The organism is Cohaesibacter marisflavi (assembly GCF_900115225.1).
GTDB classification, from domain to species: Bacteria; Pseudomonadota; Alphaproteobacteria; order Rhizobiales; family Cohaesibacteraceae; genus Cohaesibacter; species Cohaesibacter marisflavi.
On record NZ_FOVR01000013.1, the window covers coordinates 49275 to 74576 of the forward strand.

The 25302-nt window shown below is 54.1% G+C and carries 26 protein-coding genes, 2 tRNA genes and 1 riboswitch; of the genes, 16 read left to right on the forward strand and 12 right to left on the reverse strand.

The features are described from left to right. The first annotated feature begins 139 nt into the window (after positions 1-139). Entirely contained in the window at positions 140-1294 is a 1155-nt protein-coding gene (locus BM258_RS19495) for a DUF2336 domain-containing protein (RefSeq protein WP_090074915.1), read from the forward strand. Between the two features lie 60 nt (positions 1295-1354). On the opposite strand, the gene BM258_RS19500 is transcribed toward BM258_RS19495, so the two are convergent. The 3 genes from BM258_RS19500 to BM258_RS19510 all read right to left on the reverse strand — a co-directional run bounded on the left by BM258_RS19500 (position 1355) and on the right by BM258_RS19510 (position 3405). Continuing rightward, positions 1355-1864, reverse strand: coding sequence for an Hpt domain-containing protein (locus BM258_RS19500; RefSeq protein WP_090074916.1), 510 nt, complete (start codon positions 1862-1864; stop codon positions 1355-1357). A gap of 60 nt (positions 1865-1924) precedes the next feature. Then, a complete protein-coding gene (locus BM258_RS19505) occupies positions 1925-2443 on the reverse strand; it encodes a response regulator (protein ID WP_090074917.1) in 519 nt (172 codons plus the stop codon). Between the two features lie 188 nt (positions 2444-2631). After that, the gene (locus BM258_RS19510; RefSeq protein ID WP_090074918.1) at positions 2632-3405 is read right to left on the reverse strand and encodes an NAD kinase; all 774 of its coding nucleotides are present in this window, start codon (positions 3403-3405) and stop codon (positions 2632-2634) included. Between the two features lie 205 nt (positions 3406-3610). On the opposite strand from BM258_RS19510, the gene cutA reads away from it, so the two are divergent. The 8 genes from cutA to BM258_RS19550 all read left to right on the forward strand — a co-directional run bounded on the left by cutA (position 3611) and on the right by BM258_RS19550 (position 10936). Further along, positions 3611-3946, forward strand: coding sequence for a divalent-cation tolerance protein CutA (cutA, locus tag BM258_RS19515; RefSeq protein WP_175528173.1), 336 nt, complete (start codon positions 3611-3613; stop codon positions 3944-3946). Positions 3947-4055: 109 nt separating this feature from the next. Further along, a complete protein-coding gene (locus BM258_RS19520) occupies positions 4056-4640 on the forward strand; it encodes an NUDIX domain-containing protein (protein WP_090074920.1) in 585 nt (194 codons plus the stop codon). 335 nt (positions 4641-4975) lie between these two features. Next, complete coding sequence (locus BM258_RS19525; protein WP_090074921.1) at positions 4976-6568, forward strand: ABC transporter substrate-binding protein; 1593 nt, start codon at positions 4976-4978, stop codon at positions 6566-6568. 222 nt (positions 6569-6790) lie between these two features. Then, entirely contained in the window at positions 6791-7798 is a 1008-nt protein-coding gene (locus BM258_RS19530) for an ABC transporter permease subunit (protein ID WP_090074922.1), read from the forward strand. Between the two features lie 10 nt (positions 7799-7808). Beyond that, positions 7809-8717 (forward strand): ABC transporter permease subunit, encoded by a 909-nt coding sequence (locus tag BM258_RS19535; RefSeq protein WP_090074923.1) that lies wholly within the window; start codon positions 7809-7811, stop codon positions 8715-8717. Between the two features lie 13 nt (positions 8718-8730). After that, a complete protein-coding gene (locus tag BM258_RS19540) occupies positions 8731-9585 on the forward strand; it encodes an ABC transporter ATP-binding protein (protein ID WP_090074924.1) in 855 nt (284 codons plus the stop codon). Beyond that, the gene (locus tag BM258_RS19545) at positions 9582-10427 is read left to right on the forward strand and encodes an ABC transporter ATP-binding protein (protein ID WP_090074925.1); all 846 of its coding nucleotides are present in this window, start codon (positions 9582-9584) and stop codon (positions 10425-10427) included. Before BM258_RS19540 ends, BM258_RS19545 begins: the two co-directional genes overlap by 4 nt. Positions 10428-10606: 179 nt before the next feature. Further along, the gene (locus BM258_RS19550; protein WP_090074926.1) at positions 10607-10936 is read left to right on the forward strand and encodes a heme-degrading protein HmuQ; all 330 of its coding nucleotides are present in this window, start codon (positions 10607-10609) and stop codon (positions 10934-10936) included. Positions 10937-10996: 60 nt separating this feature from the next. Here BM258_RS19550 and thiQ read toward each other — a convergent pair whose 3' ends face one another. From thiQ to BM258_RS19575, 5 genes are all read right to left on the reverse strand, one after another. Continuing rightward, entirely contained in the window at positions 10997-11689 is a 693-nt protein-coding gene (gene thiQ, locus BM258_RS19555) for a thiamine ABC transporter ATP-binding protein (RefSeq protein WP_244544779.1), read from the reverse strand. After that, positions 11676-13298 (reverse strand): thiamine/thiamine pyrophosphate ABC transporter permease ThiP, encoded by a 1623-nt coding sequence (locus BM258_RS19560; RefSeq protein ID WP_090074927.1) that lies wholly within the window; start codon positions 13296-13298, stop codon positions 11676-11678. Before BM258_RS19560 ends, thiQ begins: the two co-directional genes overlap by 14 nt. A gap of 32 nt (positions 13299-13330) precedes the next feature. Continuing rightward, entirely contained in the window at positions 13331-14353 is a 1023-nt protein-coding gene (gene thiB / locus BM258_RS19565; RefSeq protein ID WP_090074928.1) for a thiamine ABC transporter substrate binding subunit, read from the reverse strand. 145 nt (positions 14354-14498) lie between these two features. After that, a riboswitch (TPP riboswitch) is annotated at positions 14499-14603 on the reverse strand. Between the two features lie 87 nt (positions 14604-14690). Next, positions 14691-15728, reverse strand: coding sequence for an alpha/beta fold hydrolase (locus BM258_RS19570; protein ID WP_175528174.1), 1038 nt, complete (start codon positions 15726-15728; stop codon positions 14691-14693). A 115-nt stretch (positions 15729-15843) separates the two neighbouring features. Beyond that, entirely contained in the window at positions 15844-17991 is a 2148-nt protein-coding gene (locus BM258_RS19575) for a lytic transglycosylase domain-containing protein (protein ID WP_175528175.1), read from the reverse strand. Here BM258_RS19575 and BM258_RS24555 point away from each other — a divergent pair. The 7 genes from BM258_RS24555 to BM258_RS19605 all read left to right on the forward strand — a co-directional run bounded on the left by BM258_RS24555 (position 17990) and on the right by BM258_RS19605 (position 21372). Further along, a complete protein-coding gene (locus BM258_RS24555; RefSeq protein WP_175528176.1) occupies positions 17990-18208 on the forward strand; it encodes a hypothetical protein in 219 nt (72 codons plus the stop codon). The two genes, BM258_RS19575 and BM258_RS24555, sit on opposite strands and share 2 nt — an antisense overlap. A gap of 270 nt (positions 18209-18478) precedes the next feature. Further along, positions 18479-19354: a 4-hydroxy-tetrahydrodipicolinate synthase gene (gene dapA / locus BM258_RS19580; RefSeq protein WP_090074931.1), complete on the forward strand. Its 876-nt coding sequence runs from the start codon at positions 18479-18481 to the stop codon at positions 19352-19354. 18 nt (positions 19355-19372) lie between these two features. Further along, on the forward strand, positions 19373-19858 hold the full coding sequence (smpB, locus tag BM258_RS19585; protein WP_090074932.1) for an SsrA-binding protein SmpB: 486 nt from the start codon (positions 19373-19375) through the stop codon (positions 19856-19858). 265 nt (positions 19859-20123) lie between these two features. Beyond that, positions 20124-20200: transfer RNA gene (locus BM258_RS19590), tRNA-Met, on the forward strand. Positions 20201-20288: 88 nt separating this feature from the next. Then, a tRNA-Met gene (locus BM258_RS19595) sits at positions 20289-20365 on the forward strand. A 429-nt stretch (positions 20366-20794) separates the two neighbouring features. Beyond that, on the forward strand, positions 20795-21145 hold the full coding sequence (locus BM258_RS25120) for an allophanate hydrolase-related protein (RefSeq protein WP_407062738.1): 351 nt from the start codon (positions 20795-20797) through the stop codon (positions 21143-21145). After that, positions 21082-21372, forward strand: a complete 291-nt coding sequence (locus BM258_RS19605) for an allophanate hydrolase-related protein (RefSeq protein WP_139229331.1) — start codon at positions 21082-21084, stop codon at positions 21370-21372. The genes BM258_RS25120 and BM258_RS19605 overlap by 64 nt, the downstream gene beginning before the upstream one ends. A 109-nt stretch (positions 21373-21481) precedes the next feature. Here the strand turns inward: BM258_RS19605 and BM258_RS19610 are convergent, their stop codons facing one another. The 4 genes from BM258_RS19610 to BM258_RS19625 all read right to left on the reverse strand — a co-directional run bounded on the left by BM258_RS19610 (position 21482) and on the right by BM258_RS19625 (position 25294). Next, positions 21482-22252, reverse strand: a complete 771-nt coding sequence (locus BM258_RS19610) for a formate/nitrite transporter family protein (protein WP_210186818.1) — start codon at positions 22250-22252, stop codon at positions 21482-21484. Between the two features lie 247 nt (positions 22253-22499). Continuing rightward, positions 22500-23894 (reverse strand): FAD/NAD(P)-dependent oxidoreductase, encoded by a 1395-nt coding sequence (locus BM258_RS19615; protein ID WP_090074936.1) that lies wholly within the window; start codon positions 23892-23894, stop codon positions 22500-22502. After that, on the reverse strand, positions 23887-24219 hold the full coding sequence (locus BM258_RS19620; protein WP_244544780.1) for a (2Fe-2S)-binding protein: 333 nt from the start codon (positions 24217-24219) through the stop codon (positions 23887-23889). The genes BM258_RS19615 and BM258_RS19620 overlap by 8 nt, the downstream gene beginning before the upstream one ends. Continuing rightward, positions 24197-25294 (reverse strand): NAD(P)/FAD-dependent oxidoreductase, encoded by a 1098-nt coding sequence (locus BM258_RS19625; protein WP_090074938.1) that lies wholly within the window; start codon positions 25292-25294, stop codon positions 24197-24199. Before BM258_RS19625 ends, BM258_RS19620 begins: the two co-directional genes overlap by 23 nt. Between the last annotated feature and the right edge of the window lie 8 nt (positions 25295-25302).

A 25302-nucleotide genomic window follows, 5' to 3' on the forward strand; every position in this document is an offset into this window, starting at 1 on the left:
GTGAACTGATCGTTAAGAGTTACTGGTTCAGAATGACTGCGAACATAGGGGCGTTTGTCCCATTGGTGTAAGTAGCGTTTGGGCTCTGAAATGACTGCTCTTTTGGGAGTGGTCTTAAGGGCAGGGACTAGTAATCAGAATGATTGTTGAGAAGTTTCTCTCATGGATAGAGACCGCGCCTGTTGACCGTCGTGCAGAAGCGACGAGTGCCTTGGCACGGGCCTACCTCTATTCGCCGCTCGATGAAGCAGAAAAAGCAGCGGCCGAGACAGCTCTGACCATTCTTCTGGATGATCCCGCCCCTATTGTGCGTGAAGCTCTGGCACAGGCGCTCAAGCAATCCCCTTATGCGCCGCGTCCTGTCATTCTGTCTTTGGCGCAGGATATCGATGCTGTGGCGGTACCTGTCATTGTCAGCTCTCCTGTTTTGCTGGATTCGGAGCTGGTGGATATGGTGGCAGACAGAGGCTTGCTTATTCAGTGCGCGGTGGCGTCCCGCCCGTCTGTCAGTCCTGCGCTTTGCGCGGCCATGGCGGAGGTTGCTGATTCTCAAGCTTGCTGCATCATGCTGGAAAATCCGGGCGCGCAGATTGCTGTTTTCAGTCTGCGTCGCTTAGCAGAGCGGTTCGGGCAGATGCCGTCTGTGCGCAATATGCTCTTGTCACTGGACGGTCTGCCGATTGATATCCGGCAGATGTTGATCGTCCAGCTTGGTGATGCGTTACAGCAACTCTCGCTCGTCCAGTCTTTCGTGAGTTCGGAGCGGCGTACGTCTCTGGTCAAGGATGCTTGTGACAAGGCAACCGTTGATCTGGCTTCCTGTTGTGCTCATGGCGACGAACTGGAGGCTCTGGTTGAGCATCTGCGATTGTCGGGCCAACTGACGGCAGACCTTCTTATTCGAAGCCTGTGCATGGGGAATGTCTCGATGTTCGTCAAGGCGCTGGTAAGCCTGACGGATCTTAGCGAGAAACGAGTGCAGGCTTGTGTGGCTGATCCTTCCGAGGCGCTCGTGCAGACCCTGTGCAAGAAGGCTGGAATCTCAGAGCGTGTGGCTCCTGTCATCCTCTCGGCGCTGGTGGTTTATCGGGAGCTGGTCAGCACGATTGAAGGGGATATGCCGCGCTCGCGTTTCGGGCGTATGATGGTTGAGCGTATCTTGAGTGACTATAATGATTTTGCTGAAGATGAGCTGGATGATCTGCTGGCCCTCTTGCGCCGATTCGCAACCCAGATTGCACGTGACGATGCGCGTTCGCTCAGCATGCGGATGAAGCAGGTCACTGCGGCCTGAGCCGCTTGTTCTGATCAGGCTACGCATGGGGAGGGGGAGCGGAAAGCGACCCGTTGATACTTAGCTTTCGTTTTCCGATGGATCTGCTGGCGCGTGTTTCTCGATATAGTCTTCGGTGATGGTGCTCAGCTGTTCGGCGAGTTGTTTGCCGACGACATTGTCTTCTTCGCGCGCATTCTCATTGACAACCGCAGCGATCGCCTGAACATGTTTTCTCAACAGGCTTTCGGGTAATTTCTCGGGATCCGGAATCCTTTCGATCAGCTCGCACATGGAGCCGGCTATCAGTCCTGCAAGCGGAAATCCCATGGTGTGGGCTTGTCCCTTGATATCGTGGCAGGAGCGGAAAAGCTTGTCGACACTCTCCTCGGTCAGGCCGGTCTTTTCCGCCTTCTCCCAGGAAATCTGCAACTTCATGACTTCGTCGCGCATCCAGTTGCCGAAATTCAAAGACAGGCGTTCCATGGCTTCTTCAGCCTTGGCTACCGGATCAAATCCACTGCTATTGGGCAGTATCTTGATCTTTTTTCTCAAGTCGACTTTGGGCTTGATGATCTCATAGTCGGCCATTGGAACTGTCCTCTAAGGGTTCGTGTCTTTGCGATTTGTCATACGCATCAGTAAATATCATCAACTAGCCTTTTTTTGGGCAGGCTCTGCATCGTTTGCGCGGCGCTCAGACCCTTTGTAAAGGGGATTGGCGAAGCGGCGTCGATCCGGCCCATAAAAACCGTTGGCCTTGATGAAGTTGCGAGGATTGACAACGCAATTTGCAACACGGGCATACAAGGCATTTGCCGAAATCGGCTTGCAAAGAAATTCTGTCACGCCAACATCTCTGGCTTCCATGACTTTCCGTTTTTCCGAGTGTCCTGTCAACATGATGATCGGCACGGTCGGATTGGCAGAAGACTCCGGCTGCCGCATCATGCGCGTCAACTCGATACCGCCGAATATGGGCATATACCAATCGGTAATCACGATATCGGGCGAAGTTGTCTGGAAAAGCTCCAAGCCCGCTGCGCCATCCTCCGCTTCGGTAACCTCGCGCGCTCCGAAACTGTGAATGAGCGTGCGTATCACACGGCGCATATGGGCGTTGTCTTCCACAACCAGAAACCGCAATTGTGAGAGGTCAACCTTGATCATACCTTCTTGCCCCTGTTCGGTTTTTTCTGCTATCCGCTTTGTTTCTAAAACAGGAAAATCGGATTAACTATATCCAGAGACCGTTAAGGAAGCATTTCTTTGAACTATTCTTGTTTCAAAGGTGCTGGCCCGGTTTTGCGCAAGACACCGGGTATAGGTATATTACCGCTCTTCTTTGAAGGGCTTGATCAGTAACGGAACTGTTCACTCAATATACGCTCTGCCCATCCGTGCTCTGGGTCAAACATGATCTTGCAGGATTTTTCGCAGCTCTCTGAAATCTCGACTTCAAGCACAGAGCGGATTTCCGCATGGTCGGCGACGGCACTTAAGGGTCGCTTTCTGGGCTCTTTGACGATGAGCTTGACGTGCGCGCTATTGGGCAGCAGTGCGCCGCGCCAATGGCGTGGGCGGAAAGGGCTGATAGGGGTCAAAGCGAGCAGGGGCGAATCGATGGGCAAAATGGGGCCATGCACCGACAGATTATAGGCTGTACTGCCCACGGGGGTTGCGACCAGAGCACCATCACAGATCAGCTCTTCCATACGGACCTTGCCGTCAATGCGGATTTCCATCTTTGCGGCCTGAGCTGTTTGCCTGAAGACAGAGATTTCATTGATTGCCGTGGCCTCGTGCAGCGTGCCGTCCGTGGTGAGAGCACGCATCTCGAGAGGGCGGATTTCAGAGATTTCAGCATTCTCCAAACGATCCATCAGGCTGTCTTCGGAATATTCATTCATAAGAAAGCCTATCGAGCCGCAATTCATGCCGTAGATCGGAATTTCGCTGTTCATGTTGCTGTGCAGGGTTTGCAGCATCAGGCCATCGCCACCCAGGGCAACGATGACATCGGCTCCGGCTGGATCGGCTGACCCATAAAGATGCGTCAGCCTCTCTTTTGCCTCCAGCGACTCTTCGGTTCCACTGGAAATGAAGGCGATTTTCTGAAAAGGCCGTGACATCTGCTCTGTCCGTCTTGTTGTCCGAAAGCTCGGATTCCCGCAAACCGGGATGGAATTGCTTCCCTGTTTCCTTGAATTCTTTGGACAAACCAAAGAAACAGATGTGTTGATTGCTATGGTTTTACGTCCACTTATCGTGGTATTGGCTGCACTATGCTTTAGTGGAGTAGCATGGATATCATTGATTTCCAATGAGGAGAAGGGGATGTCAAACGCAAAAAGCGATGAGGTGTTGCTGTTGTACGGCACCTGTCCCGATGTCGAGACTGCCCGCATGATTGCCCGGGCAATGCTCCAAGAGGACTCGGTTGCTTGCGTCAATATTCTATCCGGTATGGTTTCACTCTACCAATGGCAAGGGCAAATGGAGGAGGCAAACGAAGTGGCTTTCATCGCGAAAAGTACACGGGGCGCATGGGAAAATGCGGCGAGGATCTTCCAGTCCCTGCACCCTTATGAGGAGCCTGCGCTTGTGGCCTTGCCCGTGAGTGAAGGGTTGCCGGGCTTTATGGATTGGGTGCGGAGCGAAACCATTTCCTGAACACTGAACTTCCTATCAAACCTGCCATTTCCAGACCTTGAAACGCGCATCTTCTGGGGCATTCCATGGCCTTGTATTTTATCAATCGCTATTAAAACGGAGATCTATTATGTCCGATAGGCACAAATTGTTGTCGCGCGAAACGCTTTGCATCCTCGATAAGGGGACGATTGATCTCACCACGGTGCAGACCGTTCATGATGACGGGCGCGAGCATGTGATTTCCGAACCCATCTGGGCGGATCGGGATTCCATTGCGGTGTTGCCTTATGATGCTGAAAAGAAAACCGTTCTCCTTGTGCGGCAGATGCGGACCGCCGTATATTTGAGGGATCAGGCGCTGATCCTGGAAGCCTGCGCCGGAGGTATCGAGGCGACTGATGCATCTGTCGAGGAAGCGTGTAGAAGAGAGGCTGAGGAAGAGCTTGGCGTCTCTCTCGATGCATTGGAAAAGGTGGGGCAGGTTTTTATCAATCCGGCCCGCATGGTTGAAAAAGCCAATCTGTTTCTTGCTCCCTACCAGTCTGGCCAGCAGCATCCCGAAGACCGCCATCAGGATGAAGATGAAGATATTGAAGTGGTTGAAGTCTCAACAAAAACGATCAAGAAATGGCTTGATGAAGGAAATATTCGTTGTCCGCGTCTGCTTATTCTCGCTCAGGCTTTGATGTCCAGACATGCAAATGTGTTTTGAGATCGGTACCAATGTTTGAGCTCTTGTTAAAAGTAACAAGAAGCATCGATTGTTTTTACAAGTCTGCTATATAGAAGCGGTTTGGTAGAAAATTAATTTCTGTAATTTTGATGAATTTGACTATTTTGTTCTAAATAAAGTGAATAATCCTCAATAAGAGATTGCTTTTCTGTTCAGATTGTATTCGACTTTTTCCGTGCTGTTTGAGGCAACCGCAAGGGGGTCCTGGCTGGTTGGTCAAACTTAGGCTTGTTGAGATGTGTCCGTCATCTGACGAGACGCATTGCTGTTTGCCTGCATATCTAAACGATAAAATTTTGAGAGGGATTCAAACAATGAAGCTGCTTACTAAAGCTTTGGCTGCTACCGCTCTGGCTGCCGTCCTGTCGACGACTGCCCAAGCGAAGACATTGGTATATTGCTCCGAGGGTAGCCCAGAGGGTTTCACTCCGGCTCTTTATACTGCTGGCACGACCTTCGATGCGTCTTCGCATACCATCTACAACAAGCTCGTCGAGTTTGAACGTGGTAGCACCAATGTTGTCCCTGGACTGGCTGAAAGCTGGGATGTTTCCGAAGACGGCCTGGAATATACTTTCCATCTGCGCAAGGGTGTGAAATTCCACACCACCAAAGACTTTACCCCTAGCCGCGATTTCAATGCGGATGATGTGATCTTCTCCTTCATGCGTCAGAAAGATCCGAACCATCCGTACAATAAGGTTTCCGGTGGCACCTACGAATATTTCGGCGGCATGTCCATGGATTCCCTGATCAAGGACATCGTCAAGGTTGACGATAATACCGTGAAGTTCGTGCTGAACCAGGTTGAAGCGCCTTTCATCGCCAACATGGCCATGGATTTTGCTTCCATCGCATCGGCTGAATATGCAGCCCAGATCGAGAAAACTGGTAACCTGGATATGTTCGATCAAAATCCGGTCGGCACAGGTCCTTTCCAGTTGGTCGCCTATCAGAAAGACGCCGTCATCCGTTATAAGGCGTTTGCTGACTACTGGGGTGGCAAGGCTGCTATTGATGATCTGATCTTCGCGATCACGCCTGATGCTTCTGTACGTTATCAGAAGATGAAAGCTGGCGAATGCGATGTGATGCCTTATCCGAATCCGGCTGACATCAAGGCCATGGATGAAGATCCAAACATCAACCTGATGCAGCAGGAAGGCCTGAACGTTGGCTATCTGGCTTACAACAACCAGAAAGACAAGTTCAAGGATGTTCGTGTTCGTAAGGCGCTGAACATGGCCATCAACAAACAGGCTATTCTGGACGCAGTGTTCCAGGGTGCGGGTAAAGCTGCTAAAAACCCGATCCCGCCAACCATGTGGTCTTACAACGACAAGGTTCAGGACGATCCGTATGATCCGGAAGCTGCCAAGAAGCTTCTCGAGGAAGCCGGTGTCTCTGACATGAAGACCAACATCTGGGCTATGCCTGTTCAGCGTCCGTACAACCCGAATGCCCGTCGTATGGCTGAGCTGATCCAGGCTGACTGGAAAGCAATCGGTGTTGACGCTGAAATCGTTTCCTACGAATGGGGCGAATATCTGAAGCGGTCTTCCGCTGGTGAACATGACACCGTTCTGCTCGGTTGGACCGGTGATAACGGCGACCCTGACAACTTCATGTATGTTCTGCTTGGTTGCGATGCTGTTGAGTCCGGTGCAAACCGCGCGAAATGGTGCAACGAAGAGTTCAACGATCTGCTGGTCAAAGCAAAACAGACCACAGACATCGCAGAACGCACGAAACTCTATGAAGAAGCACAGGTTGTCTTCAAACGTGAAGCTCCTTGGGCAACCATTGCTCACTCTGTTGTCTTCATGCCGGTAAGCACCAAAGTGAAGAACTACAAGATTGATCCGTTTGGCGGTCACATCTTCTATGGTGTGGATATCGACAAATAAGTCGGAATTTGGTGGAGGCGGGATTTCCTGCCTCCACCCTTTTTGTATCAAGTCTATGGAAACTTCCGATATGTTCCGCTAGAAGACGACTTGAAAAACTTGCCTCTCGATAGAAAATGCCTCGGTTATTCCGGGCGAATACAGAATAAGAGATGTGCAAGAGGGCTGCTACACTAACAGGGAAGGACGCTAGACCTTCTCTCAACCGGGCTGGCAATATCAATGTTTGGTTTTATCCTACGCCGGGTTGGAATGCTTATTCCAACCTTTATCGGCGTGACGCTTGTTGCGTTTTTCTTCATCCGGCTATTGCCGGGTGATCCCATCTTGCTGCTTGCGGGCGAGCGCGGCATTTCTGCCGAGCGCTATGCCGAGCTACAGCATGCTTTCGGTTTCGATCAACCGGTACTCATCCAGTATTTCCATTATCTGACAGGCCTGTTTCATGGCGATTTTGGAATGTCCATGGTGACGCGCCGTCCGGTTTGGGATGAGTTTTTCGCGCTGTTTCCGGCGACTCTCGAGTTGTCTTTCGTGGCGATTGTCATCGCGGTTGTCATTGGCATTCCCGCTGGCGTGATTGCAGCGGTCAAGCGCGGCTCTATCTTTGACTATTCGGTCATGACGAGCGCGCTTGTCGGTTATTCCATGCCGATTTTCTGGTGGGCCCTGCTGGCTATCATCGTGTTTTCCGGCTGGCTGGAATGGACCCCTGTCTCTGGCCGTATTTCCGTTATGTATTTCTTCGAGCCTGTTACCGGCTTCATGCTGATCGACTCGCTGTTGTCCGATCAGGCGGGGGCCTTTGAATCGGCCTTTTCTCACCTTGTACTGCCTTCTATCGTTCTTGCGACCATTCCAATGGCCGTGATCGCGCGTCAGACGCGCTCGGCGATGCTTGAGGTTCTGGGCGAAGATTATGTGCGCACGGCGCGTGCAAAGGGGTTGAGACGCGTTCGGGTAGTTGGCATGCATGCTCTGCGCAACGCTTTGATTCCAGTGGTTACGACCATCGGTCTACAGGTCGGTGTGTTGATGGCAGGTGCGATCTTGACCGAGACGATTTTCTCCTGGCCCGGCATCGGCAAGTGGATGGTCGACAGTATCTCCCGGCGCGACTATCAGGTGGTCCAGGGCGGCCTTCTGATGATTGCGATGATGGTCATGCTGGTCAATCTCGTTGTTGATCTGCTCTACGGCCTTATCAACCCACGCATTCGGCACCGCTAGGAGAGAAGCCATGTCTGATACTACTCAACTTATTGAGAATGTCTCTCGCCAGTCTACCAAAGCTGTGCTTAAGGAATTCTGGTTCTATTTCAGCGAAAACCGTGGTGCGGTGCTTGGATTGTTCGTCTTTCTGACGCTGGTGCTGCTGGCTTTGTTCGCTCCCTACATCACACCGCATGATGCAACAATGCAGTATCGCGATGCTTTGCTGGTGCCGCCAGCCTGGGCCGAAGGGGGCAACAGCTCCTATTTGCTGGGTACGGATGCTGTAGGTCGCGATATTCTGTCCCGCCTCGTTATCGGATCGCGTTTCTCGCTGTTTGTCGGCATTGTTGTTGTTGTCATCGCGCTGGTAGGCGGGATCATTCTTGGTCTGGTTGCCGGCTATTATGGTGGCACTGTGGATACAATCGTGATGCGCATCATGGACATCATTCTGGCCTTCCCGAGCTTGCTGCTGGCGTTGGTGATGGTGGCCCTGCTTGGACCGGGATTGCTCAACGCGATGATCGCGATTGCGATTGTCTATCAACCCCATTTCGTACGCCTGACGCGTGCGGCGGTGATGGCCGAGCGAGATCGGGAATATGTCGTGGCGGCGCGTGTGTCCGGTGCCAGTTCGTTGCGCCTGATGTTCCTGACCATTCTGCCAAACTGTACTGCGCCGCTCATCGTTCAGGCGACGCTTTCTTTCTCCAGCGCCATCCTTGATATCGCGGCTCTTGGCTTCCTTGGCATGGGGGCTCAGCCACCAACCCCTGAATGGGGCACCATGCTGGCGGAGGCTCGCGAATTCATTCTGCGTGCCTGGTGGGTCGTGACCTTCCCGGGTGTCTCCATTCTGGTCACCGTGCTTGCAATCAACCTGATTGGCGACGGACTGCGCGATGCGCTCGATCCGAAATTGAAACGGTCATAGGGAGATTGACACTATGAGTTTGTTGGAAATCAGAAATCTGACCGTTGAATTTGACACTGCCATGGGCCCGTTTCGTGCGCTCAAGGGGGTGGATTATACGGTCGACAAGGGCGAAGTGCTGGCCATTGTCGGGGAGTCCGGTTCGGGCAAATCCGTGGCCATGCTGGCAACGATGGGCTTGCTGCCTGATAGTGCAACGGTAAAGGCCGACGTCATGTCGTTTGATGGTCGTGACCTCAAGACTGTCAGCCCCAAGGAACGGCGCTCCATCATCGGCAAAGATATTTCGATGATCTTTCAGGAGCCTATCGCCAGCCTCAACCCGTGCTTTACGGTTGGCTTCCAGATCGGGGAGGTTCTGAAAACCCATCTCGATCTACGCGGCAAAGCCATTCGCTCCCGCACGATCGAATTGCTCGAAGCTGTGGGCATTCCCACGCCAGAAAAACGCCTGTCGAGTTTTCCGCACCAGATGTCTGGGGGGCAGTGCCAGCGTGTCATGATTGCCATGGCGATTGCCTGTCAGCCCAAGTTGCTCATCGCGGATGAGCCGACGACAGCGCTGGATGTGACCATTCAGAAGCAGATTCTTGATCTGCTGATGCGCATTCAGGCCGAGCGCCATATGGGCCTCATAATGATCACCCATGACATGGGCGTGGTGGCCGAAACGGCGGATCGGGTTGTGGTTCAGTATAACGGTGAGCAGATGGAAGAATCCGGTGTGCTGGAGCTTTTCGAAGCCCCCAAGCATCCCTACACCAAGGCTCTGCTTTCTGCCCTGCCTGAACGGGCAGAAGGGGATCGCTTGCCTACGGTCAGCGATTTTGCAGCATCCTACAGCAAAGAGGATAGTCCAGCGGTATGAGTGACAATCAGGAAATAATTCTCAGCGCCCGCGGGATTACACGGGACTATGTGTCTGCTGGTGGTCTCTTTGGCAAAACTGAAACCGTGCATGCGCTCAAGGGCATCGACTTCGATCTCTATCGCGGGGAAACGCTGGCTCTGGTTGGTGAATCCGGCTGTGGTAAATCCACTCTGGCCCGCATTCTGACCCTTATTGATGCACAGACTGATGGGGAATTGCTCATCAGGGGCAATCCGGTGAACATCGCCAAGAAGAAGGTGTCGGCTGAGATGCGCCGCCGGATTCAGATCGTGTTTCAGAACCCCTATGGGTCTCTAAATCCACGCCAGAAGGTCGGAGCCGTGCTTGAAGAGCCGCTCAAGATCAACAATCCCGAGATGCCTGCCGAAGAACGGCGCCAGAAGGCGATGGATATGTTGCTCAAGGTGGGCCTACAAAAAGAGCATTTCGGGCGTTATCCTCATATGTTCTCTGGTGGTCAGCGTCAGCGTATCGCCATCGGGCGGGCCTTGATGCTTAATCCACGCATGCTGGTTCTGGATGAGCCGGTATCGGCGCTTGACCTATCCATTCAGGCGCAGATTCTCAACCTTCTCAAGGATTTGCAGGAAGAGTTCAATCTCTCCTACCTGTTTATCTCTCATGACCTCAGTGTGGTGAAATATTTCGCTGACCGTGTGATGGTGATGTATTTTGGCGAGATCGTTGAGAGCGCCACGCGAGACGAGATCTTTGCCAATCCGCAGCATGACTATACCAAGACACTGCTGGCCGCGACGCCAAAGACGAGCATCGAATCCATTCGTGCGCGTGTGAATGCGCATAAAGAAACTGCCTGATCGTTCCTGTGCGATTTTTGATGTTTGGCCCGTCGGGAGATTTTCCGGCGGGCTTTTTCTTGTCCTGAGGGCTTTCACGCGGGCCTTAAATGGGGCCTAGATGAACGCAGTTTAACTTGCCGCTGGCTCTCTCTGTCCATATGGTTTTCTTCGTATAAATTAGAACGAGGAGAGGCAATATGTATCTGGTGATGAACCGGTTTCGGGTGAAAGTCGGCTTTGAAGAGGCTTTTGAAGAGGTTTGGCGGTCGCGCGAGAGCAAGTTGCTGGAGCGTGAGGGTTTTGTGCGCTTTGATTTGCTCAAGGGCGAGGAAAGCGATGGCTATGTGCTGTTTGCTTCCCACGCGCTGTGGCAGGACAAGGAGGCCTTCATCGGCTGGACGAAATCGGCTCAGTTCCGCTCTTCCCACGGCAAACCGAAAAATGAAAACCCGGTTGAATATGCCGGTCCGCCGGTGCTGGAATGCTTCGAAGTGCTCGATGACCTGACGATCGTGGCGGCAGACTAGTCCATCATTGTGTCGCCCGGGCTCTTGCTTGGGGCTTAGCCCTGCGGATTGTCTCGTTGATCAGCCCATATAGGCCTTGAGGGCCTCTGTTGGGTTTGCAAAAAAAGTTTCGCTCGGGCCAACCTGAGCGATGGCGCCATCCTGAACCAGCGCTGTCTGGTCTGCAGCGAGACGAGCGTCTTCGGGGTGGTGGGTCACCATGATGATGGTCTGTCCGTTCTTTTCGGCCAATGTGCTGACCAGCTTGAGCATATCCTTGCGCAAGGCCGGACCAAGGGCAGCGAAGGGTTCATCCAATAGCAGAACGGGGCGTTCTCTGAGAATGGCCCGAGCAAGGCTGGCGCGTTGACGCTGACCACCCGAAAGCGCTCGGGGCAGGCGCTCTGCCATTCCGCTGAGCTCCACCTGATCCAATGCATCATGGACCTTTTGCCATTGCTGTTTATTCAGCTTGAGTGTCGGGTTGATACCAAGCGCGACATTCTGGGCGACCGTCATGTGGTTAAACAGATTATGGTCCTGAAACAGCATCGAAACGGGCCTGTCTGCCGGTGCGAGAGGGGCCATGTCCTGCCCATCGATGAAGATTTGGCCTGACCCATGCGGCAGAAAGCCGGCAATGGCGTTAAGGATGGTGCTCTTGCCCGCACCGGATGGTCCGATGAGTGCGCAGAAACTGCCGGCCTTGACCGTGAGGCTCACGGTCATTTGCCAATCATCAAGAGCGATGAAGAGGTGATCAATTCTTATCACGGCCAGCCAGTCCTTTGTCGAAAATCAAGAAAAATGCAAAGGCCACCAATGTCAGGATGAGGCCGGAGCCATAGGCCTGATCCATGTGGTATGCGCCCATTTGCTGATAGAGATAGAGCGGCAATGTCGGCGCGGTTGGCGAGCCGAACAGGGCAATGACTCCGAGGTCTCCGATGGAGAGCGCAGCTGTAATGCCGAGGCTGAGGCCGATGGGCTTGCGCATCAATGGCCAATGGACAAGGCGGATTGCCGTTTTGCTGTTCATGCCCAATTGCTGAATCTGCTTGCCATAGTCGCGCTTGATTTGCCCCATTGCGGGGGTGAGCAGTATGAGCGCAAAGGGTACAGCCTGAAGCCCGTTGAGCAGGGACGTGAGCGGCAGGGCCAGTCGGTCAATCGGGATATGTTGATGCAGCAGAATGAACAATCCCGCCCCCAGCGCGATGGGCGGGGCGACCATAATGGCAAAACCGGGTAGTTCCACCAGGCGTCTGGTCTTGCCTTTGAGATGAATGGATAGCTGGGCCAATGGCAGACTGATGAGCCCCATGACGAGGCACGCCCCCATGGCCACCGCGATTGACCGCAAGGCCGCGGGCAATAGGGCCGCCGCATCAAACGGGTTCATGATCAATCCATTTACCCCTCTCAGGAACGCGGCCATCAAGGGCATGGCAAGGAATGCAAGGGCTAGAATAATGACGCTCCAATCCACCCAGCGGGACGCTCTTGATGTGCGGTCACTGCGATGGATCGCGCCTCCAAGGCTTTCGCCGGTATCATGGTCTTGCGTGATGAGGCGGGAGATGACGGCGAGACCTGCACACAGGATGATCTGGAGACAGGCCAGCAGGGCGGCGCGCTCAAGGTCAAAGTCGTAGCGAATGGCCTGATAGATGGCGAGCTCAATGGTGGTTGCCTTTGGGCCTCCACCCAGAGCGAGAACCACGGTAAAGCTGGTTGCGCAGAGCAAAAAGATAATGGCGAGCACGCCGGGCAGACGCTCCTTGAGCATCGGCCATTCGATATGGCGGGCAATGGCTTTAGAACTCATGCCAAGCTGAGCGGCGAGGCGCCATTGCTCAGCGGGGATCGCCAGCCAGCCTTGCAGCAGAATACGCGTTGCAAGGGGCAGATTGAAAAAGACATGGGCCAGCAGAATGCCGGGCAGGCCATAGATGGAAAAACCGGAGATGCCGATGCCTGTGGCGAGGGTATGCATGGGACCATTCTTGCCCCAGATGGCGAGCAGGCCGAGAATGGCAACGATGACCGGCAGGATGAAGGGCGCGCCAAACAGCGACAAGATGGCCGCCTTGCCGGGGAAGTTGCGCGTTGCCAGTGCTCTGGCCAGAGGAATGGCCAGCAACGCGGACAGAATGGCAGAGAGCGCCGCCTGCATCAGGGTAAAGCGAACGGCGCGCATGACATAGACGTCAGAAAACAGGCTGCTCAAGGCGCTGCCAACCGAGCTGGTCTCGCCTAGCGTGGGGGCCGCCATGGACCAAAGAGCACCGATGCTGGCGACAACGAGGGTAAGCGGTGCCAAAAAGGCGAAAAGTGCCGGAATGCCATTGGCAAAGGCTTTATGATTTGCCTGTCTGATCACGCATTATCCCTCGTTTTCACATGTTGGGCTGCTTATTGACTAAGAGCGCCGAGCCACTCGTCCAGAGCTTTCTTGCGGATGGCGGGCACCTCTTCTGTGTCAAACAGCAGGGCCTTGTCTGGCTTTGCCAGATCCTTGAAGGAGGCTGGCCATTCACCCTCCGGCATGGCAACAGGATACATCCAGTTGGTTGTCGGAATGACGGTCTGCGCTTCCGGCCCGATGAGGTAGCTCAGGAAGGCGTTGGCCAGATCTTTGTTCTGGCTGGATTTGGTGACGGCAGCCAGCTCGACTTGCATATAGTGGCCATCCTTGAAGGCTGCGGCCTTGTAGTTGGTCTTGTTCTCGGCTGCGATATGATAGGCTGGCGACGTGGTGTAGCTCAGCACCATATCGGCCTGTCCTTCCAGAAACATGCCATAGGCCTCGGACCAGCCTTTCGTGACCGTGAGGATATGGGGGCTCAGTTGCTTCCACGCATCGGCGGCCTTTTCGCCATAGACATCTTTGACCCAGAGCAGAAGGCCCAGCCCGGGCGTGGAAGACCGCGGATCTTCGATAACGATCTTTAGATCGTCAGGCGCATTGATCAGTTCTTCAAAGCTGGAGGGGACGGAGGAGAGTTTGTTGCTATCATAGACAAAGGCGAAATAGCCCCAGTCGAAGGGAACGAATGTGCTGGCATCCCACTCAATGGGCAAGTGCAAGCCCTCAATCGCGACGCTGTTAGGCTCGAACAGACCGCTTTTCTGAGCATCCGCTACAAGGTTTGAATCAAGGCCGACGAGCACATCCGCTTTTGACGAGCCGCCTTCAAGGCGCAAGCGGTTGAAGGTTTCTGTCGCGTCGCCCGGAGAGACATATTCAACCGTGCAGCCGCAGGTTTTCTCAAAACCTTCCTTGATTGCTGGCCCGGGGCCCCATTCGGTATTGAAAGAATCGTAGGTATAGACGGTAAGGGTTGGTTTGTCGGCTGCATTGGCCGACGGGACTGCAACCAGAGACGTTGTCAGGCCGAGACTAGCTGCGAGAAGAGAAAGGGTCAAAGCTTTCATATCATTCCTCAAAAAAGAGGCCACGCAGAGGCTCAGGCCGCGCGTGACGCTGGTATGTCGTGTGCATCTTGCTGCGGGGGAAGTCCTCTCGCATTAGATGCTCTAGCTATTGACCGGATTGGGTAGAGTGGAAGAAGGTTGGGTTTGTTCCAAGCTTCGTCTCTTCCTCCGCCGGTGTGATCCGGATCAGGTTCGACGGGTTCGCACCTTGTGCATCTCAGCCTGGTTACAGGCACCCCGGGACGGTCGACATACTAGAGATATTGTTTCTGGAATTCAATCGGCTTGCGGCTTTATACGGAGAACAAATCAATCACGATTGGCTGGCGTATCAACGCTAGATCGGCAACCCAGCCATCGGGTCGTCCATCAGATCCTGTTCGCTTTCCGAGGAAGGGGCTGATGAGGCTTCCGATGGGTGATTTGGATCAGCGATATAAGTGATTTCGTCTTCTGATAGCCACGCCGGATCTGTTTGTGGCAATCGTGCCTGTCGTTTGCTGTCCACTTCCTGAAGAAAAGCATCGATCCTGTCATTGATGGAATCAACGAAAAGCAGGGGAGCATGGCCATGTCCCTTGGCTTCAAACAGTTGGCAGTCGGGGTGGCGATTTACCATCTCCTTGGCTGTGGTGGCTGCTAGGATGTCGGATGTTTCCCCGCGTAGAACCAATGTTGGGCAGTGGGAAAGCGCCATGAATTGCGGCCAGAGATCGATTTTGGTTTCGCTGAGATCAATACTTTCAAGTGCCTTGGCGATATAGGGGTCGAAATCACTTTTCGGAACGCCCCCTTCATCGCGGAAGGTCATGCGGGCCATGCGCTCCCAGTCTTCTTCCGCAAGCCCGAAGAAATGCTTGTGGTTGGCTGTTTTGACATAGGCGACGGCGTCTTCCCATGTCTTGACCGGTTCGGAGCGCGTCAGGTAGGTCTTGATGCGCGCAATGCCGGTTGCATCCAATATGGGGCCGATATCGTTGAAGATGGCGCCGGCGATCAGATTGGGCTGAATGGCCGCGATGGCCAACATCAGCAAGCCGCCGCGCGAGGTGCCCAGAATGATAACCTCATGCAGACCAGCAGCCGTGATGGCGTCAATGGCGTCTCTTGCTTCGGTGATGACATTGTAGTTTTCGGGATTTTTGTCATAGTCCGATGAGCCACGGCCGCGGCTGTTGAGAGTCAGGACGAAGCGTGGATGGTCCGGATCGGTGGCGAGGCGCTCGGCCAGCGGATGAAAATCGCGGCTGGTTCGGGTAAGACCCGGCAGGCAGAGCAGGGGTGTCGCCTTGTTGGCACTGTCACCAAAGGCTTCTCCGCGCAGCACCAGACCATCTCTTGCTGTGATTTCAAAATGTTTGACAGTCGGCTGCATGGTGGCCACTCCGGAGCAAGGCGCTTGAATAGCAGGTGTCACTTCAAGACGAGTGGCACCCTGATATTCATTGCAGGATATTTTGTGCTGCGCAAGATGGCGCGGTGGGCGCGGCCTAAGGGTGGCCGCGCTTGAGATCCTTGCTGATGTCCAGTGTTTCATTGTGAATGCGGGCTTCATAAACCTGCAAATTCTCGATCAGCTTCATGACATAGTTACGCGTTTCCGAGAAGGGAATACGCTCGATCCAGTCAATCGCGCTCACCTCGTTGGTGCGTGGGTCTCCGAAACGTTCAATCCACTCGGGTGGGCGTCCGGGGCCTGCGTTATAGGCGGCAAAGGTCAGGATATAGGAACCGCCAAAGCGCTCCAGATTCTCCTTCAGGAAGGCACTGCCCAGAAGCACAGCATAATTGGGGTCACTCGTGATCCGGGACAGGGAATAGGAGACGCCGAGTTTGCGGGCTGTTCTCTTGGCCGTTGCCGGAAGCATTTGCATCAGACCGCGTGCATTGGCGTGACTGCGGGCCTTCAGGTCGAACACACTCTCCTGCTTGGTCAGGGCATAGACCAGAGCAATGTCAACACCATTGGTTTTGACGCCCATCGGCAGAGCATGAAGCGGGAAGGCCAGCTTGTCGACCGGCATGTCTCGGTTGAGCGCCAACTGTCCAATCTGGACCGCGTTCTGGTGTAGGCCATAGCTTTGGGCGAGCTTATGGGCCAGTTCGATTTCAGATGGATCAGCCAGCGTGCGCGCCAGATGGCGGAAGAGCGGACCGGCGCGGTCTTCTTGCCCAACGGCTTTGAGACGCTTGATGGCTCGCACCAGATCGCGACGCTCAAAGCGTGCTTTTTGCGTGGCGTTGGCCGGGGGAGGGGTTCTCAGGTTGAGATGCTTCGTGCCCAGTTCTTCCAGAGACAACTGACCGTAATAGTTGGTGGCATTGGCGGCTGCTTGATAGAACTTGACCGCAACGGCTCTGTCGCCCGCCGCTTCCCACGCACGCCCCTGCCAATAGAGGCCACGGGATTTGTCTTGGGTACGGGTGGCCTTCTTCCAGCTATTTTCGAAATGCACAGCGGCGGTCTTTTCGTCATGCAGATAGCGCAGGGCGAAGAAACCTGCGTGGAACTCCGCTTCGGAGAAGTCCTTGCCGGATTCTGCCGAATGTCTTGCCGCAATCTTGTAGGCGCGGCGGGCGTCCTCCTTGTTCATCATCATGCGGGCCAGCAGGCGACGCTCATCCCACCATGCATCATGGTTGATCAGGTGATCCTCATCCAGCGGTGCTTTGAGAATGAGATCTGCTGCCTCAGTTTCCTTGCCCTGTCGGCGCGTATACTGAATTTCGGAAAAGATATAGCCGGGATCCTTTCGCAAGGAACTGGGAACGCTCCGGAGCAGAGACCCGGCATTGCGAGCACGACGGATGACTGCCACACGCGCATTGACCAGTTTCATCTGGGCATCCGTCAGATAGCGCTTGAGGCGCAAGGCCCCGTTGGCTCGATCCCGATAGAGCAAATAGCTGGCGCGGTGGAAATGATCCTCATTGGTCAACACCGAGCGCATATTTGAAAGAATGCGGCTTTCGGTTTTGGAATCCAGAGCACTTTCGCGCCAGATCGGGCGGATGATCTTGGCCGCTTGTGCCTTGTTGCCGACTTTGGCCTGGGAGATGGCGAGTTCAATGGCCGCCGTGGTGGACTCGGGAATGGCGTTGCCAAAGGCGCGAACCATCTCGGCTCCGGTCTCTGTTTCGCGCGCCACGGCCTCTTCTATGCGGCGCTGGGTGAGGCTGCGGCTGGGCCATTGCGGATTGTGATCATAGAAAGCCTTGATCTCGCTGGCCGGAAAATTGTGATAGCCACCAATGATGAGGATATAGGTGAGCAATGTCCGGTCCAAAGAGGGTTTCATGCCTTTCTGGATCGCGAGGGCTTTCTTCTGATCGTTCTTTTCAAGAGCGTTGAGGGCATCCTTAAGGGTGCCGCGTTCAGCTGAAATGCCATTGTCATGCTTGCGTACGGTTGGCAGTGAAGCCTCCGGCTGAGCCGTCAGCTGTGCTGCGACTGGGAGTTGAAGCGCCGCGCCGCTGCCCACCGTTGGAGCCGGCTGTGCCGGTGACACTGTCGGGTCGGTACGGTTTTTGGGCAAAATGACAAGATTGGCGGGCAGGTCGGCCGTGCTTTGCGGAGCGGATGGTGCTGTTTGCTCAAGGCCGGGGGCAGGTTCGGGCGTTGCCTCTGGAAGTGCCATGGGCGCTGTGAGTGCTATAGCCGGGCGGGATCTGGGCACTGGCACGCTTTCAGGCAGTGTTAGCGCACTGGCAATGGGCGTTATGGCTACAAGGCAAAAGCCTGTGGTCGCTGCTTTGATGATGGATCTAATCATATCGTCTGAAAATGTGCGTAACTACGGGCTTTTTGAGAACAAGACATTATTGTTGCAAAATTATGGTGAAGAAATTCCTTAGACCCGGATAGATTTTTAATTTTTCGGATGTCTCACAGCAATGTGATGGGGAGGCTTTTCTTTCCATGCCTGCTTACGGACATCTGGAAGGAGACAGGTCGATGGGGATGAAATGACTGAAATATTGCATCTTGTAGCGAAACATGGTGTTATGGGTCTCAACTTCCGGCAAAATGCTGGAAAAATTATAAAAACCGTCAAAATGACGGGTTTTTATTTAAAAATAACGGAAATTCCATGCGTGGAGCGTGGCTAAGACGAGGAAACGAACATGTTCAAAGGATCTTGCACAGCACTCATCACTCCTTTCAAAGAGGGTGGCGTGGATTATAAGGCCTTTGAGTCTTTTGTAGACTGGCAGATTACCGAAGGCACCCACGGGCTTGTGCCGGTTGGAACGACTGGAGAGTCTCCAACCCTGAGCCATGATGAACACAAGAAAGTGGTAGAAGCCTGCGTCAAGGTTGCTGACAAACGTGTTCCTGTTCTGGCTGGTGCCGGGTCCAATTCGACATTGGAAGCCATCGATCTGGCCCAGTTTGCCGAAGGCGCTGGCGCGGATGGCGTGTTGGTTGTTACGCCATATTATAACAAGCCTTGTCAGGCTGGGCTATATGAGCATTTCAAGGCTGTTGCGTCTGCGGTGTCTATTCCGATTGTCATCTACAATATTCCGCCAAGATCCGTCATTGATATGAGCGTAGAAACCATGGCGCGCCTTTATGAAGACTGCCCCAACATTGTCGGCGTCAAGGATGCGACCGGAGATCTGGTGCGTGTGACCCGTCAGCGTCTGGCAATGGGCAAGGATTTCATCCAGCTTTCTGGCGAAGATGCAACCGCACTCGGCTTCAATGCACAAGGGGGCCATGGCTGTATTTCCGTTACCGCCAACGTCGCGCCAAAGCTGTGCAGCCAGTTCCAGACCGCTTGCTTGAACGGGGAGTGGGACAAGGCGCTGGAACTGCATGATCTGCTGTCCCCGCTGCACCGCGCCATGTTCTTGCAGCCCAATCCGGCTGGTGCCAAATATGGCCTGTCGGTGCTCGGCAGGATCGAGAACGATGTCCGCTTGCCCCTGATGGCTGCAACAGATGCTGTAAAAGCCGAGATTGATGCTGCAATGAAGGTTGCAGGTCTGATCTAAAGGGCTTATCTGTGTTGCATGGCTCAGAAGAAGAAAAAGAAAAGCGATCCGAATAACCGCGTTGTGGCGGAGAATCGGAAGGCGCGACATGATTACGAATTTGGTGAAGTGACCGAAGCTGGCTTGCAGCTCACTGGTACGGAGGTTAAGTCTCTTCGTACCGGCAAGGCCAATATCGCCGAATCCTATGCGTCTTATGAGAATGGCGAGATTGTTCTGATCAATGCTCATATTCCCGAGTATGATCAGGGCAACCGGTTCAATCATGAGCCTCGCCGACCGCGCAAATTGCTTCTCCATAAGCGCGAGATCGCCAAAATGTCTCAAGCCGTGCAGCGCGATGGCATGACCATTGTGCCCCTCAAGCTCTATTTCAACGACAAGGGAATCGCCAAACTGGCGGTTGCAGTTGCGCGTGGTAAGAAAAATTACGACAAGCGGCAGGATGCTAAAAAGCGTGATTGGCAGCGCGACAAGGCTCGTTTGATGCGTGACAGAGGATAGATTGCTTTTGTGGGTCGCCTGATTGTCCCGAGCCATTCCATCTGGCTCCGGATTTTTTATTATCACAAGAGCGGGGCTTTTTTGATAAATCGCCATAAGAAAGCGCAGACTTCTGTGCTTTCGTCAAAAAACGGGGACGAAATTTTCCAACCTTTTTAGGCCTCATGCAAGCGTTTCTGGTCGGATCACTTTTTAAAAGAGGGGAAAACCCGAATTTGGGGTTTAAAAATCTGGCAAGGCTTCTATAAAGATGACACTTCAATGACGCGGGGTGGAGCAGCCCGGTAGCTCGTCAGGCTCATAACCTGAAGGTCGCAGGTTCAAATCCTGCCCCCGCAACCAATCTTAATCTTGTTTCAAGTTCAATGTCTTGAAATGTTCTCGTAAGAGACCATATAGATTAATGTTGCTTGCATTGAAGCAAAGTTGACGCGGGGTGGAGCAGCCCGGTAGCTCGTCAGGCTCATAACCTGAAGGTCGTAGGTTCAAATCCTACCCCCGCAACCAACGCTCCCCAACATTCTTTGGAATGGAGGGTTGAGTTTCCAAGTAGTGCAGGCAGCAATCCATTATCTTCAATCTTCACCCGCTGCCTTTTTCCCACTGGTATGATGACCACCATCTCTATTAGGTTTCTTATCTTGCTGAAGATGTGATCATGAGATTGGCCTTCCGGCATATCATTGAATGTGTTTTGTGACTTGCGCCCCAAAACTCCTCCAGAATTTGGTAGAGCCCGTCCCACTTTGCTGTGAGCCCCAAGTTCGGACCGCCGGGAATTAGAATTTTCTGGCTTTCATCACAGTGACGGGCTGGTTACGCCACCGGGATTATACAGAGCAATCGGGACGTTCTATCCGATTGCCGAATGAGGGCGACCCGGTTACGCCAAACTCCAACCTTGGTACATACAGCAACTTCGTCAATCTGTTGGACATGTGCGGGCTGGCAGTGCCAATCTCCGCGCGGTCGGATGGGCGCCCCGGTAGCATCACCCTGTTGGCCAGCTCTGGCAAGGACGCCCTGTTCGCTTCGCTGTCAGCCTGTCTGAAAGCTGCCGGCGAGCGGACGCTTGGAGCAACCTCATGGCAGCTTCCTCAAAGAAAGCCCGTCACCGACCTTCTTGATGGATATGCCAAACTTGCGGTCTGTGGAGCTCACCTCAAGGGTTTGCCTCTCAACTGGCAACTGACTGACAGGAGCGCTAATCTGATAGAGGGACGATGTCGGCGCCTTACTATCGCTTCTATGCGCTGGCCGGGGAAGGCGTCAAACGCCCGGGAATGATCCGGACAACGGAAAAGCAGGTAAACGGTATCGCTGTCGAGGTCTGGGCCATGCCGTTAGCCGAGCTGGGGTCCTTTCTCGCGGGTATTCCGGCGCCATTGAGCCTCGGCAAGGTGGAACTGGAAAGCGGGGAGGAGGTTTGTGGCTTCATCTGCGAGGCTACTGGCGCGGAGGATGCTGAAAATATAACTTCAATTGGCAGTTGGCGCAGCTTCCTAAAGGAGTGATTAGCTGGTATTTCCGTGTTTAAAAATGTAAATTAAGAATATATTGGCGCGCCCAAAAGGGCCCGCCACTCATGACTCTCGCGATTTTCTTTATCGGAGGTCCGTTGCATTATTCCAATTCGCGTGCGACCTGGCCGTAGGCCAGCAGGGCAAACAATCCGGTACCTCCGGCGATGTTACCCAAAAGCGTGCATACCAGAAGGGCTGCTGCTTGCGAGAGGCCGACTTCGCCGCGCATCGCCAAAAGGAAAAGCTCGGTAGAGCCTGCAATAACGTGCGTGAAATTGCCGATTGCAATGAGATAGGTGAACATGATGATCACCAGAAATGCGGCTCCGCGTGCGGAAGGGATCATCCATACAATTGCCGCGACAAGAAAGCCCGACGTGATGCCCAGGGAAAAGGCTTGTGATAATTCCAGATTGGCATAATGGTGCGAGACAGCGGCCATTCCATCCACGTATTCAGGTGGAATGGTTCCGACGAAATGCCCCAATGACGCAGCAAGGAAAGTCCCGCACAGGTTAGCGATAAATACGATTGCCCAAATGCGCAAAGTGCTCCAGAGCATATTGAGGGATCTGTGCGTAAGAAGAGGCAAAATTGCCGTGATGGTGTTTTCAGTAAATAGCTGCAACCGTCCGAGAATGACCAGCACAAACCCGACCGTATAGCCAAGATTTTCTATAGCAAATTGATGGGGTGAGCCTTCGAACAGTTTGTGCAGTATCCCTTCAGCCATGACTGACGTTGAGATGCCTATGCCTGCGGCAACGCCTGACCACCACAAAGATGTTGCTGGCCGGTTGAGCTCTTCCGTGCCTTCACGATGGACCACAGCATAAACAGAGACCGAACTCAGGCTGTGATGATCGCGCACATCTTTTCTTTCCTGTGCGGTTAACGGGGAATTGTTGCCTGATTTGTCTTTTTTTTCTCTCGGTGCCGACATGAATATACCTTTGATCTTGGGAGGTAAGTAGATGCATTATCTGGTCGTTTACCGGGAGAGAAACAACCCTCTCAGGATGTTTTCGCTCATGTTTTCTTCGCGATACGGCGCGGGCGTGAAGGTGCGGGGGCAATATGGGGATTGCTGCATGGGTGGAGGGGCTCAGGGAGGGCGCCTAGAAGAGCCGTTCGACATCTTTCTGTTTGAGGGAAGCCAGCTCGCCCAGAGTGATCGGTTTGAGTGGCGACCTGATGGTGAAATAGTCGATTTCCTGCATCGACTTGCCGGTTTGCTCGGCAAAGAGCGTTGAGATGGTCAGTCCACATCCTCGTCCCTGACAAGGGCCCATACCAGCTCGCAAAAAGGCCTTGAGCTGATTGGGGCCCTGACAGCCAAGGGCAATTGTTTTGCGGATCTCCCCTGCGGTAACCTCCTCACAACGGCAGACGATTGTCTTGTCCTGTGGCGATTGTGCGTCTTTAAAGGGTGGATAGGCGCGGTCAAGGAAGGGGCGAGCGGCATTCTCTTTCAAAAGAGCGCTCTTGAGGGGGGCAGCCCTTTGCTGGAGGTTCTCTTCGTCCAGTTTTCCCAACTCGGAGGCCAACTTGAGCGCGGCAATCCGGCCGCAAAGGTCGGCTGCCTTGGCTCCACCTATGCCAGCTCCGTCGCCCGCGATAAAGATGGTTGCTTCAGAGCTTTTGCCCCATTCATCCAGAGAAGGGCTGAAGCAGGCTTGCTGTGCATCCCAATGATGGTCCAGCTGCAGGGCGCGGCTAATCTGGACATTCGGTACAACGCCGTGATGCAGCAGGGCCGTGTCGCAAGGGATCGTATGGGAGCGGGCACCACACTGGAAGCTGACGCTTGCAACCGCCCCTTCGCCTTCCAGACGAATGTTGCTGGCACCGGTGTAGCGCTTAACGCCGCCCATTTTGAGAGCGGACAGCAGCTTCGTGCCCTTGAGGAGATAGCGCCAGCCACGCAAAGCGCCGCCGATATGCTTCATGGCCTTTGTCAAATCGCCCATGGTCTGGGTTTCGATGATGGCTAGCGGTGGCGTTTTGGCCTTGAGCATCTGGCTTGCCAGAACATAGAGCAAGGGGCCGGAGCCGATAAGGACAGCCTTGTTGGGAATAAGGCCGGATTGTTTGAGCAGTATCTGGCCTGCGCCCACGGTCATCACGCCGGGCATGGTCCAGCCCGGCAACGGCATGGGACGTTCAATTGCGCCGGTTGCTATGAGGATACGCTGCGCCTTGATCTGGCGGGCTTGATCTTTGACGGAGCAGGTGATCGTTCCATCCTTTTCGACCTGCCAGACAACGGCACCCGCTAGATGGGTGATAAGGGGACTATGCGTGCCTTCAGCCAGAGGCAGGCCATCGAGAAAGTCTTGCCCAAGCATCGCGCCACGCAGAGGGGCGACGCGCTCGACATCACGGTAGATTTGGCCGCCAACGCTTTGTTGTTCATCAATGAGCACAGAGGCGATGCCGCAATTGGCTGCCTCGATGGCTGCTGCCATACCGGCAGGACCGGCGCCGATGATGGCAAGTTCGGTATCAAGCATGGTCATCTTCCGTATTCAGATCGGCCGGCGTTGCCGGTTTGCAGACATTCATGTTGGCTTCAACGCTGGTCTGGCAGGCCTGTTGCGTGATGCCATCTATATTGACAAGGCAGTCATAGCAGACGCCCATCATGCAAAAAGGGCCGCGCGGTGCTCCTGTGGCTGGTGCGTTGCGGAAGACGGAAACCCCGGCAGTCAAAAGGCTGGCTGCAAGATTGGCCCCTTCGGGCAGCATATAGTCCTGACCATCAAAACGAACGGGCACAAGGGATTGGCTGGCCCCGGAAGCATCCTCAAGGGAGTTAAAGCCTGAAGCGGTCTTCACTGAATTTCTCCAAATTTGGCGCGTCATTTTTCTGGTCGAACCAGCTCGGCAGCAGCTTTCCATGAACGGCGGAGAGTGTTATGCCGCTATGGCAGGTTACAAGATAGGCACCGGGCATGGACTGGCTTTGCTGATAAATGGGCAGGCCATCCTTCGACATCACCCGAAGAGCGCCCCAGCTTCTGACCAATTTTGTCTTAGCAAGGAAAGGGTGGGTTCTGATGGCTTCTGCTGCGAGGAAGGCTATGCCGTCTATCGTGGTGCCATCATCATAGCCGACCCGCTCGTTTGTTGCGCCGATCTGTATGCCGCCTTCATCCACCTGACGTGCGGTAACGGATGGCCGATTGATCATGCGGGGCAGCTTTTCGGTGATGAGCACCTGGCCTCTTTCTGGCTCCAGAGGTGCAACAAAGCCCATCTTGGGGCCAAGATCCCTTGAGCCCAGCCCCGCAGCGAGGATGACCCGCTCCGAGTGGAACGTCTCATTGTCGGCGCATGTCAGGGTGAAATGATCGGTTTTGGAAACATCCACAACATGTCGGTTGGTCAAGTAGGTGCCACCCATTTGCTGCACATCTTGTTGCAGGGCGCGTAACAGTTTGAGCGGGTTTAAATGGCCATCGTCATGGTGCAGGATTCCGGCCACAATATCCGGGCCGAGTGTTGGCTCTTCTTTGCGTAAATCTTCGCCGCACAAAATCTCGAAAGGGTAGTCGCCGTCAAATTCCTGTTTCAGCCTTTCATAGGACTGCACGGTCTTTTGCAGGCTTTCTTCGCTGAAATGATAGTCAAAACCGCCATTCTGCTCAAGGCCAAGAGGAATGCCCGTGGCTTCTGTCAGTTCATCGGCAAAGTCGGCATAAAGGGAAGCGGACAGTCTGGACCATTTGGCATAATGGGGGGCCTTGGCGCCCTTGCCTTGAATCCATATCAGCCCAAAATTGCCCCGGCTTGCCCGGAAGGAGCCATCACTCCCATCGAGTATGGCAACCGTGTGGCCATGCTTGAGCAGCCCCCAAGCGAGCGACATGCCAACCACGCCGCCACCGATGATCGTGAAATTTGTGTTCATTGTAATTT

What these genes read in the sequence shown, in the direction of transcription:
- BM258_RS19495 (WP_090074915.1), top strand. Translation starts at nt 140, where the DNA reads ATGATTGTTGAGAAGTTTCTCTCATGGATAGAGACCGCGCCTGTTGAC.
- BM258_RS19500 (WP_090074916.1), bottom strand. Translation starts at nt 1,864, where the DNA reads ATGGCCGACTATGAGATCATCAAGCCCAAAGTCGACTTGAGAAAAAAG.
- BM258_RS19505 (WP_090074917.1), bottom strand. Translation starts at nt 2,443, where the DNA reads ATGATCAAGGTTGACCTCTCACAATTGCGGTTTCTGGTTGTGGAAGAC.
- BM258_RS19510 (WP_090074918.1), bottom strand. Translation starts at nt 3,405, where the DNA reads ATGTCACGGCCTTTTCAGAAAATCGCCTTCATTTCCAGTGGAACCGAA.
- cutA (WP_175528173.1), top strand. Translation starts at nt 3,611, where the DNA reads ATGTCAAACGCAAAAAGCGATGAGGTGTTGCTGTTGTACGGCACCTGT.
- BM258_RS19520 (WP_090074920.1), top strand. Translation starts at nt 4,056, where the DNA reads ATGTCCGATAGGCACAAATTGTTGTCGCGCGAAACGCTTTGCATCCTC.
- BM258_RS19525 (WP_090074921.1), top strand. Translation starts at nt 4,976, where the DNA reads ATGAAGCTGCTTACTAAAGCTTTGGCTGCTACCGCTCTGGCTGCCGTC.
- BM258_RS19530 (WP_090074922.1), top strand. Translation starts at nt 6,791, where the DNA reads ATGTTTGGTTTTATCCTACGCCGGGTTGGAATGCTTATTCCAACCTTT.
- BM258_RS19535 (WP_090074923.1), top strand. Translation starts at nt 7,809, where the DNA reads ATGTCTGATACTACTCAACTTATTGAGAATGTCTCTCGCCAGTCTACC.
- BM258_RS19540 (WP_090074924.1), top strand. Translation starts at nt 8,731, where the DNA reads ATGAGTTTGTTGGAAATCAGAAATCTGACCGTTGAATTTGACACTGCC.
- BM258_RS19545 (WP_090074925.1), top strand. Translation starts at nt 9,582, where the DNA reads ATGAGTGACAATCAGGAAATAATTCTCAGCGCCCGCGGGATTACACGG.
- BM258_RS19550 (WP_090074926.1), top strand. Translation starts at nt 10,607, where the DNA reads ATGTATCTGGTGATGAACCGGTTTCGGGTGAAAGTCGGCTTTGAAGAG.
- thiB (WP_090074928.1), bottom strand. Translation starts at nt 14,353, where the DNA reads ATGAAAGCTTTGACCCTTTCTCTTCTCGCAGCTAGTCTCGGCCTGACA.
- BM258_RS19570 (WP_175528174.1), bottom strand. Translation starts at nt 15,728, where the DNA reads ATGCAGCCGACTGTCAAACATTTTGAAATCACAGCAAGAGATGGTCTG.
- BM258_RS24555 (WP_175528176.1), top strand. Translation starts at nt 17,990, where the DNA reads ATGGGCGCTGTGAGTGCTATAGCCGGGCGGGATCTGGGCACTGGCACG.
- BM258_RS19575 (WP_175528175.1), bottom strand. Translation starts at nt 17,991, where the DNA reads ATGGCACTTCCAGAGGCAACGCCCGAACCTGCCCCCGGCCTTGAGCAA.
- dapA (WP_090074931.1), top strand. Translation starts at nt 18,479, where the DNA reads ATGTTCAAAGGATCTTGCACAGCACTCATCACTCCTTTCAAAGAGGGT.
- smpB (WP_090074932.1), top strand. Translation starts at nt 19,373, where the DNA reads ATGGCTCAGAAGAAGAAAAAGAAAAGCGATCCGAATAACCGCGTTGTG.
- BM258_RS25120 (WP_407062738.1), top strand. Translation starts at nt 20,795, where the DNA reads ATGTGCGGGCTGGCAGTGCCAATCTCCGCGCGGTCGGATGGGCGCCCC.
- BM258_RS19605 (WP_139229331.1), top strand. Translation starts at nt 21,082, where the DNA reads ATGTCGGCGCCTTACTATCGCTTCTATGCGCTGGCCGGGGAAGGCGTC.
- BM258_RS19615 (WP_090074936.1), bottom strand. Translation starts at nt 23,894, where the DNA reads ATGCTTGATACCGAACTTGCCATCATCGGCGCCGGTCCTGCCGGTATG.
- BM258_RS19625 (WP_090074938.1), bottom strand. Translation starts at nt 25,294, where the DNA reads ATGAACACAAATTTCACGATCATCGGTGGCGGCGTGGTTGGCATGTCG.